Genomic DNA, 13,467 nt, shown 5'->3' with positions numbered 1-13,467 from the left:
CCGGTTGACGCCCAAGCTGCCGGCGACGCACAACCATCGGCATGAAGATCGCCTTTTATTCGCCGCTCAAATCACCCAACCATCCCGTTCCCTCCGGCGACCGGCTGATGGCCCGACTGTTGATGAAAGCGATGACGATGGGCGGCCATGACGTTTTTGTCGCCTCGGAACTGCGCAGCTTTCTGAAACAGCCGGACGATCCGGCGCGGCCGTCGCTCGCCGAAGCCGCCGAGCGCGAAATCGAAACGATCTCGCGGCACTGGCGGCAGGAGGGCGCACCGGACCTCTGGTTTTGTTATCACCCCTATTACAAGGCCCCTGATTTGCTCGGCCCGGAACTGGCGCGACGTTTCGGCATCGCCTATGTGACCGCCGAGGCATCCTATTCGCCGAAGCGCAACGGCATGGGCTGGCAGGCGGTTCAGGATGATTTGCTCGCCGCATTGAACGGGGCTGCGGTCAATATCTGCTTCACCGCGCGGGATCGCGAAGGGCTGGTGCGCGCTTCCCCAACCCTGCAATGGGCGATGTTGCCGCCCTTCATCGAAGCCGCAGCGTTTCTCCACAACACACCGCGGCCGGAGCATGGAAGGCTCGTCACCGTCGCCATGATGCGGGCGGGCGACAAGCTCTCAAGCTATCGCACACTTTCCGAAGCGCTGGCCTTATTGCCTGAAAATCTCGACTGGACGCTGGATATCGTCGGCGACGGCCCGGAACGCGCAGCCGTAGAGGCCATGTTCAGCACGTTTCCCGATTACCGCCTCGTCTGGCATGGGGAAAAAGGCGCAACGGAGATTGCGGCACTTCTTTCAAAAGCGTCCCTCTATGTCTGGCCGGGCCATGGCGAGGCCTATGGTCTCGCCTATCTCGAAGCACAGGCTGCTGGCCTGCCCGTCGTGGCCGAAAAAGTGGCCGGCGTTCCCGAAGTGGTAAAATCCGGCACGACAGGATTACTGACACCGGAAAATGATACAGCCGCCTATGCCGAGGCGATACGGACCCTGCTCGGTGATGACAGGCAGCGTGAGGAACTGGCAGAAGCGGCCCGCCGGTTCGTCATCGATGAACGATCTCTGGAAAACGCCGCAACGAAACTGAACCATATCCTAATGCAGGCAAAGGCACGAAGATCATGAGTCTGGAAAAACTCGTCGCGGCACTGGATGAATGCAGCCGACGCGGCATAAAGGCCGATCTCTGGCTCCGGGACGATGATGCAGTGGAGCCGACACAGGCGCTCGACATGCTGCTTGATCTTTGCGGCAGCTTTTCCGTTCCAGTCACACTCGCGGTTATTCCCGAGATGACGACGGACAAGCTTGCAACGCATCTGGATGTCTCGGATATCGCTGAGATCGCCGTCCATGGCTGGTCCCATGTGAATTATGCCGGAGCCAAGGAAAAGAAACAGGAACTCGGATCGCATCGCGACCCGGACATCGTTCTCGATGAATTGCAATCCGGACTGGATAAGCTCCACGACCTGCATGGCGGACGTCTGGTGCCGATGCTCGTGCCGCCATGGAACCGCATCGATGCCGGTATCGTCAAGGGGTTGGCCGATCTCGGATATCGGGCCTTATCCGTTTACGGTCCAGAGAAAAACACCGTGCCGCCTTGCGTGAACACCCATGTCGATGTGATCGACTGGCACGGCAGCCGTGGCGGCCGTGACGACGACATCTTATTTGCCGAGACCGCCGCCCGCATCCTGCGCACCGCCGAAGAAGGCGGCGAGACCGGTATCCTTACCCATCATCTTGTGCATGATGACAATGTCTGGCGCTTCCTGCGACGGCTTTTCGAAATAACCGCCGGGCATCCCGCCGCCCGCTGGCGTTCCTCGAAAGACCTCGTCGACGAAATTTCACCATGACTTCCAGGCGATCAGTATCCCGCCTGCGTCGGCCGCAAGTTTCTGCCTGACCTCCTCCACCTCCTCAAACGGCGCGCGGTCGGGAAGTGACGCGGCAACGAACGCCGCCGGGGCAAGGCTGATGCTGCCCGCCCGGGCGATGACGGTGAAGATCAGCGGGCCGGTCGACCACCAGGCCGGTGCACGCGGCATCTCCTCGATGACACCCGGAAAAGCCTGCAACATCTTGCGGAAGACCGGATGTCCGGCCGGTGCTGCGATGAAGGAATTGGCAAGCAGCGTGCTGCCCTGCCCCGTATCGCGCGGCGTTTTTTCGTCAAACGCCGTCAGCCCCGCCAAGGGCAGGAAGGAATCGAAACTCACATCGTCGCGCGCCGGATACCAGTCGCAATCGAGATAGATGCCGCCAAAACGTTCCAGCAGGATATAGCGGGCCACATCCACCGCGCCGGGATAATCGCCCTCGCCCAGCATCCTGTTGAAGATGCTGTTCGAAAACACGCCCTCCCGCTCAAGATCGTCCTCCCGCCAGAGGCGATAATCGTACCCGTGCGTTGCGGCATGGGCAGCCCAGGCTTTGACCGATACCGGCGGAGCTTTTTCCCCGATCCATATCTGGTGAATGAGCCGCGGCACATCCTCCCGGCTTTTGAGATTGATCATGCGCCGTTCTTCGGCGGAAAACCGGGCATATTTTGCCAGCGCCTGCGGCGGCGGAACCAGCGTATATTGATACCCGACCCTGGCGACCAGATCGCCTTCGGCCTTGGCGAGACGCAGCCGCGCGGCATGCAGACGGCGCGGCAGGCCGAGCACGGTTCGCTCACCCATCAGATGCGCGTCCTTTGCTGCAACCAGCGATAAGAGAAGCGCGTTGGCTTCGCCATATCGGCCATCATTTTGCAACTGCCGGGCTTTATCGAGCTCAGCGTCATAATATTTCTTGTCGGACATGGATCCTCATTCAAAAGCGCCCGTCAACATATCACGAAACAGGCGCCATCAGGCAAGCCGCCGCATTTCGGCAGCCGGCTTTGAATTTGCTAAACAATTCGATGTTTCAGAGGCATAGACAGACAACAAACCCTGCGATAACGTGAATTTAAGTCCTCCTGAACAATTGTCACAAGGCAACGATAAAGAGACGGCAAGGAACCTTTTGGCATGAGTGCTGGCGCAGATTTGCTCCGTATTGAAAATCTGCGGGTCTCTTTTTCTCTCATGGGCGGCACCATCGATGCCGTCAGGGGCGCAAGCCTTCGTATTCTCCCGGGAAAAGTCACGGCTCTCGTCGGCGAATCCGGCTCCGGAAAGTCCGTCATCGGCCAGACCATCATGGGCATCCATCCCAAGACGGCGCGGGTGAACGGGCGCGTGCTGTTTACCGACCCCGAGAATACCGCCACCGGCCCGATCGATCTGCTGCAATTGCCGAAGGACGGCCGGGAAATCCGCTCGATACACGGCAATCGCATCGGTCTGATCTTTCAGGAGCCCATGACCTCGTTTTCGCCGCTGCACACCATCGGCAACCAGATCGATGAAGCGCTCAGAATCCACAGCATCCTGTCGCCGGCCGAGCGCGCGGAAAAAATGTATGAAACGCTCGATCTCGTAGGGTTTTCCAAGCCCAAGAAGGTCGTGAACATGTATCCCTTCGAACTGTCGGGCGGCATGCGTCAGCGCGCCATGATCGCCATGGCGCTGATCTGCCGGCCTGCACTGCTGATTGCCGATGAGCCGACGACGGCGCTGGATGTGACGATACAGGCGCAAATCCTAAAGCTGCTGCGCGATCTCCAGAGCCGGCTGAACATGAGCATGCTGCTCATCACCCACGATCTTGGTGTGGTCGCCAACATCGCCGACGAGGTCGCCGTGATCTATCAGGGTGAGATCATGGAAGCCGGCACCGTCGATGACATTTTCAAGTCCCCGGGCCATCCCTATCTCAAGGGCCTGATGGCCGCCGTACCGCATTTCGACATGAAGCCCGGCGAGAGGCTGAAGGCGCTACGCGAAATCAAGGTGGACCACGAAAGCCTTGTCGGCAAAAAGACCGCTGCGGTCAACAAAACCCCCGGCCCGCTTCTGACCGTCGACAATATCAGCAAGACCTTCACGACCCGCAAATCCAGCTGGTTCCGCAAAAGCGACGCCAATGCCACGAAGGCGGTCAACAGCGTCAGTTTTGAAATCCGCCGCGGCGAATGCCTCGGACTGGTCGGCGAAAGCGGCAGCGGCAAAACCACCGTCAGCAAAATCCTCATGCGCGCCGTTCGCCCGGATGAAGGCTCGGTGACCTTTCACCGGCCAGAGGGCGATATCGATGTCCTCAATGCGACGAACGGCGACCTCAAGGAATTGCGCTCGAAGATACAGATGGTCTTTCAGGATCCGATTTCATCGCTGTCTCCCCGCATGACCGTCGGCAATATCCTGAGCGAACCTCTCGAAATCCACGGGCGCGGCGATGCGAAATACCGCGCGGAAAAAGTCCGTAATCTCGTCAGGGCCATTGGCCTTGGAGAAAGTGCGCTGAACCGCTACCCCCATAGTTTTTCCGGCGGCCAGAGGCAGCGTATCGGCATTGCCCGCGCCCTGGCGCTCGGCCCCGAATTGCTGATCTGCGATGAACCAGTCTCCGCCCTCGATGTTTCGGTGCAGGCGCAAATCCTCAATCTGCTGAAGGATTTGCAGCAGGATCTCGGGCTCACCTATCTCTTCATCTCGCATAATCTCGCGGTGGTGGATTATATGGCAGACCGCGTGGCGGTGATGTGCGAAGGTCGCATCGTGGAACTGGCGCCGCGGGAAATCCTGATGCGCTCTCCGGTCCATCCCTATACGAAATCCCTGCTGGCCGCCGTGCCTTTCCCCGATCTCGACCGTCCGCTCGATTTCCGCACCATCGGCAAGATCAGCGCAACGGGCAAATTCGACTGGGGCAAACAGTTCCGGGACGAGGGTGATGGCGACATGATTTCCGCCGATCTCGGCGAAGGCCATTTCGTCCTCGCCAACGGCAATGCCGATATCCGGGAGCTTCGCCCTTGATCACGCGCCGCACTACGCTTGCTTTGCTTGCCTCCGTTTTTTTGCCGGCCTATGCGCGCGCCGCCTATGTCGATCCCGCTTATTTCAAGGAAAAGCGGGAGAAGGGCGAATTGCCGGACGTGGCGGAACGCCTGCCGAAAAATCCGCGCGTCATTGACATGAAAGCGCTTGGCCGGGAGCCGGGAAAACATGGTGGCTCCGTGCGCATGCTCATAGGCGGCCAGCGTGACATCCGGCTCATGCCGATCAGCAACTATGCCCGCCTGGTCGGTTATGACGAAAAATTCGAGCTCCATCCGGACATTCTCGAAAGCTACGATGTTCAGGAAGAGCGCATCTTCACCTTCAGGCTACGCGAAGGCCACAAATGGTCCGACGGCAGCGATTTCACCGCAGAGGATTTCCGCTATTTCTGGGAGGACGTCGCCCTCAACCGGGAAATCCACAAGGGTGGTCCGCCGATCGAACTTCTGGTCAACAGCAAGCCACCGCTGATCGAGGTCATCGACCCGCTGACCGTCCGTTACACCTGGGATGGTCCGAACCCCGATTTTCTGGCGAAGCTCGCCGCCGCTTCGCCGGCGCGGCTGTTTTTGCCCGCCGCCTACATGAAACAGTTCCACGTCAAATATCAGACGGCGGAAAAGCTCGCCAAGCTCATCAAGAAAAACAAGACGGATGACTGGAGCGGTCTGCATATCAAGATGTCGCGGCAGGTGCGCCCCGAAAACCCTGATCTGCCGACGCTCGATGCCTGGCGTAACACCACCGCGCCGCCGGCCGAACAATTCGTCTTCGAGCGCAACCCCTATTATCACCGTGTCGACGAAAACGGCCTGCAGCTGCCCTATCTCGACCGGTTCCTGCTCAACGTCACCTCTTCGGATATCATCTCGGCCAAGACGGCATCGGGCGATAGCGACCTGCAATATTTCGGCCTCGACTTCGCCGATTACACCTTCCTGAAGGATGCCGAAAAGCGTTTCCCGCTGAAGGTCAATCTCTACAAGCGTTCTCAGGGCTCGCGCATCGCGCTTTTGCCCAATCTCAATTGTGCCGACCCGATCTGGCGCAGCGCTTTCCAGGACGTGCGCGTGCGCCGTGCCCTGTCGCTCGCAATCAACCGGCATGAAATCAACATGGTCTGCTTTTACGGACTGGCAAAAGAAAGCGCCGATACCGTCCTGCAGGAAAGCCCGCTCTACCGGCAGGAATTCGCCGAAGCATGGAGCGCTTTCGATCGCGCGACGGCCAACCGGCTGCTTGATGAAGCCGGTCTCGACAAGCGCGACAATGCCGGCCTCCGGCTCCTGCCGGATGGGCGACCGGCCTATATCATCGTCGAGACGACAGGCGAAAGCACGCTCGAAACCGACGTGATGGAACTGGTGACGGATCACTGGCGGCATATCGGCATTGCCGTTTCCGTGCGCCCCACCCAGCGCGATGTCTTCCGCAAGCGCGCCATGGGCGGCGAGGTGCTGATGTCGGTATGGATGGGCATGGACAATGGCGTGCCCACACCTGACATGCTGCCCTCCGGTCTCGCCCCCACCGGCGACGATCAGCTGCAATGGCCGGTCTGGGGCATTCATTATCTATCCGGCGGGCGCGAGGGCAAGGAGCCTGACCTGCCGGAGGCGGCGCATCTTCTCGATCTCCTGAAAAAATGGCGCAGAAGCGTCACCGAGGAAGAACGCGAGGCGATCTGGCTGGAAATGCTCGGTATTTATACGCAGCAGGTGTTTTCCATTGGCATCGTCAATGGCGCGCTGCAACCCGTCGTCCATGTCAAACGCATGCGAAACGTGCCGGAAAAGGCGCTTTTCGGTTACGAACCCACATCCTATCTCGGCGTCTACCTGCCGGATGCCTTCTGGTACGACGGAGACGCCTGAGATGCTGCGGTATATTTTAAAGCGCATCCTCGTCATGATCCCCACGCTGATCCTGATCTCGATGCTGGTCTTCACCATCATCGAACTACCGCCGGGCGATTATTTCGAAAGTTATGTCGCCGAACTGCGTGCCATGGGCGAGACGGCAAACCTTGCCGAAATCGAGGAACTGCGCGTCCGCTACGGTTTCGACCAGCCGGCACCGATCCGTTATTTCCGCTGGGCGACCGGCATGCTGGTTGGCGATTTCGGTTATTCCTTCGAATATCAGCTGCCGGTCAGCGATGTGGTGGGAGACCGCCTCTGGCTGACGGTTCTGGTCTCCTTCGTCACCATCATCGTCACCTGGATCCTTGCCTTTCCGATCGGCATATATTCCGCCACGCATAAATACAGCTGGGGTGACTACGGGCTAACCTTCCTCGGCCTGCTCGGCATCGCCATTCCCAACTTCATGCTGGCGCTGATCCTGATGTATTTCGCCAATATCTGGTTCGGCATCTCCATCGGCCATCTGATGGACCGGGAATATCTGAACCAGGCGATGAGCTGGGCGAAGTTCAAGTCGATCCTCGAACATATCTGGATCCCCGTCCTCATCATCGGAACGGCGGGCACGGCCGGCATGATCCGCCGCCTGCGCGCCAATCTGCTGGACGAGCTGCAGAAACAATATGTGGTGACAGCCCGCGCCAAGGGGCTGCATCCCTTCAAGGTGCTCACCAAATATCCGCTGCGCATGGCATTGAATTTCTTCATCTCGGATATCGGCTCGATCCTGCCCGCCATCATCTCAGGCGCGGAAATCACCGCCGTCGTCCTGTCGCTCGAAACCACCGGCCCGATGCTCATCCGGGCTTTGCAAAGCCAGGATATGTATCTGGCCGGCTCGTTCCTGATGTTCCTGGCTTTCCTGACGGTGATCGGCGTTCTGGTGTCGGATATCGCCCTTGCCATACTCGACCCGCGAATCCGCTTCGGAGGTGGTAACGTCAAATGACTTCATCCATTCCGAACCCCGGCGAAGCCCTGCCGCACTATGTCTCGACCGCGCCCTTCGATCCGTCTCTGATCGAACCCAACACATCGGGAATGGCGGCCTTCAGCAAGGCCTCGCAGCTGCGCCTCATGTGGTGGCAGTTCCGCCAGCACAAGGTCGCGGTATGGTCCGGCGCTTTTCTGGTCGTGCTTTATCTCTCGATCCTGATCAGCGAGTTCCTCGCGCCCTATAATCTCCATACCCGCAATATCGAGCATATCTACGCGCCGCCGCAGGCCATTCATCTCTTCAACGACGGAAAATTTGTCGGCCCCTTCGTTTATGGCCGGGAAATGACGCTCGACATGGATAATCTGCGGCGCGTCTACCGGGATGTGCCGACGGATATTCAGCCGCTGCGTTTCTTCTGCAAGGGCGATACCTATCGCTTCTGGGGCCTGTTCGAGGGCAGAACCCATCTCGTTTGCCCGGCAGAGGGCGGTGAATTCTTCCTGCTCGGCACCGATCGTCTCGGCCGTGATGTGCTGTCCCGCATCATTTACGGCGCCCGTATTTCGCTGACCATCGGCCTTCTTGGCGTCGCCATGAGCTTCGTTCTCGGCATTGTGATCGGTGGTCTGGCGGGTTATCGCGGCGGCACCTTCGACCTGATTGTCCAGCGCATCATCGAGGTGCTGCAATCCATCCCCAGCATTCCGCTGTGGCTGGCGCTGGCGGCAATCATGCCGGTGACCTGGAGCCCGATCCTCGTCTATCTCGGCATCACCATCATTCTCGGCATGCTGGACTGGACGGGGCTAGCGCGCGCCGTGCGCTCCAAACTTCTGGCGCTTCGTGAGGAAGACTATGTTTTGTCTGCGCAATTGATGGGTGCCGGTACGCCGCGCATCATCGGCAGACACCTCATTCCCGGCTTCATGTCGCACCTCATCGCTTCGGCCACCCTGACGATACCGGGCATGATTCTCGGCGAGACAGCGCTGAGCTTCCTCGGCCTCGGTCTCAGGCCACCGATCACAAGTTGGGGAATTCTGCTTACGGAGGCGCGCAGCGTCAGCGTCATTGCGCTATATCCGTGGCTCCTCATCCCGACGATCCCGGTCGTTCTCGTCATTCTGGCCTTTAATTTCTTCGGTGACGGACTACGTGATGCAGCGGACCCGTTCAAATAAAATGGAATATACCTTGATATACTGCCCTTCCGACGCCGCCTTCATCGTGAAAGGCAACAAGAGGTGTGGCCCATGAGTTCCCGTTTGAACGACGCGCGCATCCTCATGTACAGTCATGATTCCTTCGGCCTCGGCCATCTGCGGCGGTGTCGCACCATCGCGCATGCCCTGGTGGAGGATTATCGCGGCCTCAACGTCCTCATCATTTCCGGCGCGACCATTGCCGGCGCTTTCGATTATCGCGCCCGCGTCGATTTCGTGAAAATCCCGAGCGTCATCAAGCTGCGCAACGGCGAATACACTTCGATGGACAGACATATCGATCTTCAGGAAACGCTGAAGATGCGCCGCTCCATCATCTACCACACTGCCGAAAGCTTCCAGCCGGACATCTTCATCGTCGACAAGGAGCCCATGGGCCTGCGCGGCGAGGTGGAAGAAACGCTCGCCTATCTCAAGGGACAGGGCACCAAGCTCGTCATCGGCCTGCGCGACGTCATGGACGCACCGCAGCTGCTTGAGGCCGAGTGGAAGCGCAACAACGTCATGACCAAGATCGGCCAGTTCTATGACCATGTCTGGGTCTATGGTCCGCCGGATTTCCACGACCCGCTGACCGGGCTCAATGTTCCGCAGACCGTGCGCGACAAGATGGATTTCGTCGGCTTTCTGCAACGATCAAAGACGCAGGCCGAAACCGTGTCGCACCGACCGGAAGGCGATTATCTCCTCGTCACCACCGGCGGTGGCGGCGATGGCAGCGAATTGATCGATGACGTCATCAACGCCTATCGCCATGACTGCGAACTGACGCATAAGTCGCTCGTCGTGCTCGGCCCCTATATGCCGGCGGATCAGCGCCAGCGCTTCATGAACAGCGTTGTCGATATTCCGCATATAGAGATCATCGAATTCGACAATCGCATGGAAGACCTCGTCGCCGGTGCGCAGGCCGTTGTCTCCATGGGCGGCTACAACACCGTCTGCGAGATATTGTCCTTCGACAAGCCGGCCCTCGTCGTGCCGCGCACAGTGCCACGGGAGGAGCAGCTCATCCGCGCCAGCCGGGCATCCGAGCTTGGCCTTTTCGACATGCTTCTGCCGGAAGACGCGGAGAACCCCGCCAAGATGGCAGCGGCTCTCAAAGCCCTGCCGAACCGCGCGCCACCTTCCGTCAATTCGCAGAATCTGAAGCTCGACGGCCTGGAAAACATATCGCGCCGGATCGCCGAATGGCTGCCGCCCGAGAGCGAAAAGGCGCCTATCACGCTCACCGCGTGAGCGGTTCCCCGACCACCACCGCTTCAAAAGAGACACGCGCAACGTGACCGACACAAGAAAAATCGTGGTGCTCCTCAAGGGCTATCCGCGCCTGTCCGAGACTTTCATCGCCCAGGAGCTTCTGGGGCTCGAAAAGGCCGGGCTGAAACTCGAACTCATGTCCATGCGCCGTCCGACGGATAAGAAGCGCCACCCCGTTCATGACGAGATCCGTGCGCCCGTCACATATCTGCCGGAATATCTGCATGAAGAGCCGCTGCGGGTTCTGAAGGCGCTATGGGCCTGCCGCAGGAAGCCGGGCTTCGGAAGCGCGCTTCGCCGGTTTTTCAGCGATCTGCCGCATGATCTCAGCCGCAACCGTTTCCGCCGTTTCGGGCAGGCCGCGGTGCTGGCCCACGAATGGCCTGTGGATGCTGAATGGCTGCATGTTCATTTCATCCACACGCCCGCCTCCGTCGCTGCCTATACCCATCTCATAACAGGCACCCCGTGGACGATTTCCGCCCATGCCAAGGACATCTGGACCTCCAGCGACCGCGACCTCGCGGCCAAGCTGCAAAGCGCCCGCTGGGCCGTGACCTGCACCGCCGGCGGCTTTCAGCACCTGCAGGCTCTTTCCGGGACAATGCGGAATGTGCATCTGAGCTATCACGGGCTCGACCTTACCCGTTTCCCGCATTTTGATGGACCGCGCCCCGCAAGGGACGGATCGAACGCTGATGATCCGGTCAAAATCTTGAGTGTCGGCCGCGCGGTCAAGAAAAAGGGCATCGATATTCTGCTGCGGGCACTCGCTTCGCTTCCCCGCACCATCCATTGGCGCTTCACCCATATCGGCGGTGGCGACGAACTCTCCGTGCTGAAAAAACTCGCCGACGAACTCGGTATTGCCGACAGGATCGTCTGGACCGGCGCCATGGACCAGAAACAGGTACTGGAGAACTATCGCCAAGCGGATCTCTTCGCGCTTGCCTGCCGCATCACCAGCGATGGCGACCGCGACGGTCTTCCCAATGTGCTGGTCGAGGCCGCGAGCCAGGCACTGACCTGCATTTCCACCAATATTTCCGGTATTCCGGAATTCTTCGTCAATGGCGAAAACGGCCTGCTGACGGAGCCGGAAAATCCGGCGGCGTTCGCAGAAGCGCTGCGCACCGCGATCACCGATCCGCAATTACGCCAGCGTCTGGGCGCTGCCGCCGAAAACCGTGTACGAACGGCTTTCGACCATCGCACCAGCATCGCCGAATTGAAGGCTCTGTTCGAGACCGAGTGGGAAAAGATACCATGACCGAAATGGAAAAGCGCCCTTCCGTTTTCTTCTACGTGCAGCATCTTCTCGGCATCGGCCATATCGCCCGCGCCAGCCGCATTGCCAATGCCTTGCAGGCGGATGGTTTCGACGTCGTTCTGGTCACGGGCGGCACCCCGGTTCCGGGTTTTCCGGGCGAGGGCATCCGCCATGTCGAATTGCCGCCGATCGCTGTCAGCGATGGTAATTTTTCGGGCCTTGTCGACAGTTCCGGCAAGCCGGTGGACGAGATATTCAGGAAACTCAGAACCGACATGCTGATCGGCGCCTATCACGGCGCAAAGCCTGATATCGTCATCATCGAGGCGTTTCCCTTCGGTCGCAGACAGGTGCGTTTCGAATTGCTGCCGCTGCTGGACGAGATCGAGGACAGCGAACCGCGCCCGCTCGTCATGACATCGCTGCGGGATATCCTGCAGGAAAAGACCAAGCCTGGTCGGGACGAAGAAACCGTCTCTCTGATCAAGAAACATTTCGACGCCGTGCTCGTGCATGGCGACCCGGATTTCGCCCGACTGGAGGATACTTTCCCTCTGGCAAACGAAATCAGCCAGCGCGTTGTCTATACCGGGCTCGTCGCCCCGCTGCCACCGCCCGAGCCGGCGGAAAAATTCGATATCGTCGTTTCCGCAGGTGGCGGCGCCGTCGGTGCAGCGCTCATCCGGGCGGCTCTTGAGGCAGCCCCGCTGCTGGATGGCATCAAAAGCTGGTGCCTCGTCACCGGTCCCAACATGCCGCAGGCGGATTTCGACGAGATCTCCGCTGAAGCGCCGGACAATGTCTCTGTCTTCCGCTTCCGCAAGGATTTCGCCAGCCTGCTTGCCGGCGCGCGGCTTTCGGTCTCACAGGCCGGCTACAACACCGTCTGCGATATTCTTCAGGCCAAATGCCGCTCGCTTCTGATTCCCTTCGCGGCCGGTGGAGAAACCGAGCAGAGCACCCGCGCCGAGCGACTGGCGCGGCTGGGCTTGGCACAGGTGCTGGAGGAACAACACATCTCCGCGCAGTCCATGGCCGAGGCCATCAAGGCGACGCTGGCGCTGCCGGAACCGGGCAAGATCCACCTCGATCTCGATGGCGCGGCCGGCACCGCTAGAGCACTGCGCCGCCTTTATGATGAGCGCTGAGGATCGTCTTTAATTCGCGCACGGCGGCCTCATCCGTCGCCTTGCGCCCCGCGCCGGTGAAACCGAGCTTCGCCACTCTGCTTTCCGGGTCATAAAACGGGACGGCGGAACAGGACGCATGGATTTCCGTAATCGGAAAGCTATCCAGCAAAGCCTGAACGCTTTGCGGACGCACACCCGCTCCAGGCATGATGACAATCCGGCCTTTTGCAATCTCCGACAGGTGTGCGAGCGTCTCGACGCCCTCAAGTGCCGATCGCGCGCCGCCGGAAGTCAGAATGCGCGGGAAACCAAACGAAATGGCGGCCTCCAAGGCCTCTTCCATATCCGGTACGACATCAAACGCCCGGTGCAGTGTCGCATCCATTCCATCGGCGTGACGGCGCAACTCTTCGAGCAAAGCCAAATCAAGTGAGCCATCGCCACGCGATGCGCCGAGTACAACGCCGGAGAGCCCTGCCGCGCGCGCCGCATCGATATCGCGTTTCATCACATCTGCCTCGGCGCGCGTGAACACGAAATCCCCGGCGCGCGGCCTGATCATGACGCTCACCGGCAATCCGTAGGTCGCCGCCCGCTGCATGAACCCCGCCGATGGCGTCACGCCGCCGCCGGACAACGCCGCGCAAAGCTCGATCCGGTCGGCCCCGCCCCTGACCGCCGCTTCCAGACCGGCCACATCGTCCACGCAAATCTCGAGTATCATTCTAACCTCTTTTGTCTGGCTGTGGCCTGTTCACG

General features: G+C 59.8%; 11 protein-coding genes. 9 read left to right on the top strand and 2 right to left on the bottom strand.

Going from position 1 to position 13,467, the window contains the following annotated elements:
* Nucleotides 1–41: 41 nt before the first annotated feature.
* Nucleotides 42–1,139, top strand: a complete 1,098-nt coding sequence (locus O3S81_RS23080) for a glycosyltransferase family 4 protein (protein WP_269347030.1) — start codon at nt 42–44, stop codon at nt 1,137–1,139.
* Nucleotides 1,136–1,879, top strand: a complete 744-nt coding sequence (locus tag O3S81_RS23075; RefSeq protein WP_269347029.1) for a polysaccharide deacetylase family protein — start codon at nt 1,136–1,138, stop codon at nt 1,877–1,879. The genes O3S81_RS23080 and O3S81_RS23075 overlap by 4 nt, the downstream gene beginning before the upstream one ends.
* On the opposite strand, the gene O3S81_RS23070 is transcribed toward O3S81_RS23075, so the two are convergent.
* Nucleotides 1,871–2,833, bottom strand: coding sequence for a glycosyltransferase family 32 protein (locus tag O3S81_RS23070; RefSeq protein ID WP_269347028.1), 963 nt, complete (start codon nt 2,831–2,833; stop codon nt 1,871–1,873). The genes O3S81_RS23075 and O3S81_RS23070 overlap by 9 nt on opposite strands.
* A 210-nt stretch (nt 2,834–3,043) precedes the next feature.
* On the opposite strand from O3S81_RS23070, the gene O3S81_RS23065 reads away from it, so the two are divergent.
* The 7 genes from O3S81_RS23065 (at nt 3,044) to O3S81_RS23035 (ending at nt 12,726) form a co-directional block, all read left to right on the top strand.
* Entirely contained in the window at nt 3,044–4,936 is a 1,893-nt protein-coding gene (locus O3S81_RS23065) for an ABC transporter ATP-binding protein (RefSeq protein WP_269347026.1), read from the top strand.
* The gene (locus O3S81_RS23060) at nt 4,933–6,834 is read left to right on the top strand and encodes an ABC transporter substrate-binding protein (protein ID WP_269347025.1); all 1,902 of its coding nucleotides are present in this window, start codon (nt 4,933–4,935) and stop codon (nt 6,832–6,834) included. Before O3S81_RS23065 ends, O3S81_RS23060 begins: the two co-directional genes overlap by 4 nt.
* Before the next feature lies 1 nt (nt 6,835).
* A complete protein-coding gene (locus tag O3S81_RS23055; RefSeq protein ID WP_026363773.1) occupies nt 6,836–7,834 on the top strand; it encodes an ABC transporter permease in 999 nt (332 codons plus the stop codon).
* Complete coding sequence (locus O3S81_RS23050) at nt 7,831–9,006, top strand: ABC transporter permease (protein WP_269347022.1); 1,176 nt, start codon at nt 7,831–7,833, stop codon at nt 9,004–9,006. The genes O3S81_RS23055 and O3S81_RS23050 overlap by 4 nt, the downstream gene beginning before the upstream one ends.
* A gap of 72 nt (nt 9,007–9,078) precedes the next feature.
* Nucleotides 9,079–10,287, top strand: coding sequence for a glycosyltransferase family protein (locus O3S81_RS23045; protein WP_269347020.1), 1,209 nt, complete (start codon nt 9,079–9,081; stop codon nt 10,285–10,287).
* A 43-nt stretch (nt 10,288–10,330) separates the two neighbouring features.
* Nucleotides 10,331–11,578, top strand: a complete 1,248-nt coding sequence (locus O3S81_RS23040) for a glycosyltransferase family 4 protein (protein WP_269347018.1) — start codon at nt 10,331–10,333, stop codon at nt 11,576–11,578.
* Entirely contained in the window at nt 11,575–12,726 is a 1,152-nt protein-coding gene (locus O3S81_RS23035; RefSeq protein ID WP_269347016.1) for a glycosyltransferase family protein, read from the top strand. The genes O3S81_RS23040 and O3S81_RS23035 overlap by 4 nt, the downstream gene beginning before the upstream one ends.
* Here the strand turns inward: O3S81_RS23035 and O3S81_RS23030 are convergent.
* Nucleotides 12,692–13,432 carry a copper homeostasis protein CutC gene (locus tag O3S81_RS23030; RefSeq protein ID WP_269347014.1) on the bottom strand — a complete coding sequence of 247 codons (741 nt, stop codon included), beginning with the start codon at nt 13,430–13,432 and terminating at the stop codon, nt 12,692–12,694. The two genes, O3S81_RS23035 and O3S81_RS23030, sit on opposite strands and share 35 nt — an antisense overlap.
* Nucleotides 13,433–13,467: the final 35 nt, after the last annotated feature.

Source organism: Agrobacterium sp. SOY23 (assembly GCF_027212525.1).
Lineage (GTDB): Bacteria > Pseudomonadota > Alphaproteobacteria > Rhizobiales > Rhizobiaceae > Agrobacterium > Agrobacterium tumefaciens_I.
The sequence above is the reverse complement of the archived record's forward strand: the minus strand, read 5'-3'. Positions and strand labels throughout refer to the sequence as shown.

Coding starts and splice junctions, on each gene's coding strand:
- O3S81_RS23045 (WP_269347020.1), top strand. CDS start 9,079: ATGAGTTCCCGTTTGAACGACGCGCGCATCCTCATGTACAGTCATGAT.
- O3S81_RS23070 (WP_269347028.1), bottom strand. CDS start 2,833: ATGTCCGACAAGAAATATTATGACGCTGAGCTCGATAAAGCCCGGCAG.
- O3S81_RS23065 (WP_269347026.1), top strand. CDS start 3,044: ATGAGTGCTGGCGCAGATTTGCTCCGTATTGAAAATCTGCGGGTCTCT.
- O3S81_RS23050 (WP_269347022.1), top strand. CDS start 7,831: ATGACTTCATCCATTCCGAACCCCGGCGAAGCCCTGCCGCACTATGTC.
- O3S81_RS23055 (WP_026363773.1), top strand. CDS start 6,836: ATGCTGCGGTATATTTTAAAGCGCATCCTCGTCATGATCCCCACGCTG.
- O3S81_RS23030 (WP_269347014.1), bottom strand. CDS start 13,432: ATGATACTCGAGATTTGCGTGGACGATGTGGCCGGTCTGGAAGCGGCG.
- O3S81_RS23075 (WP_269347029.1), top strand. CDS start 1,136: ATGAGTCTGGAAAAACTCGTCGCGGCACTGGATGAATGCAGCCGACGC.
- O3S81_RS23080 (WP_269347030.1), top strand. CDS start 42: ATGAAGATCGCCTTTTATTCGCCGCTCAAATCACCCAACCATCCCGTT.
- O3S81_RS23035 (WP_269347016.1), top strand. CDS start 11,575: ATGACCGAAATGGAAAAGCGCCCTTCCGTTTTCTTCTACGTGCAGCAT.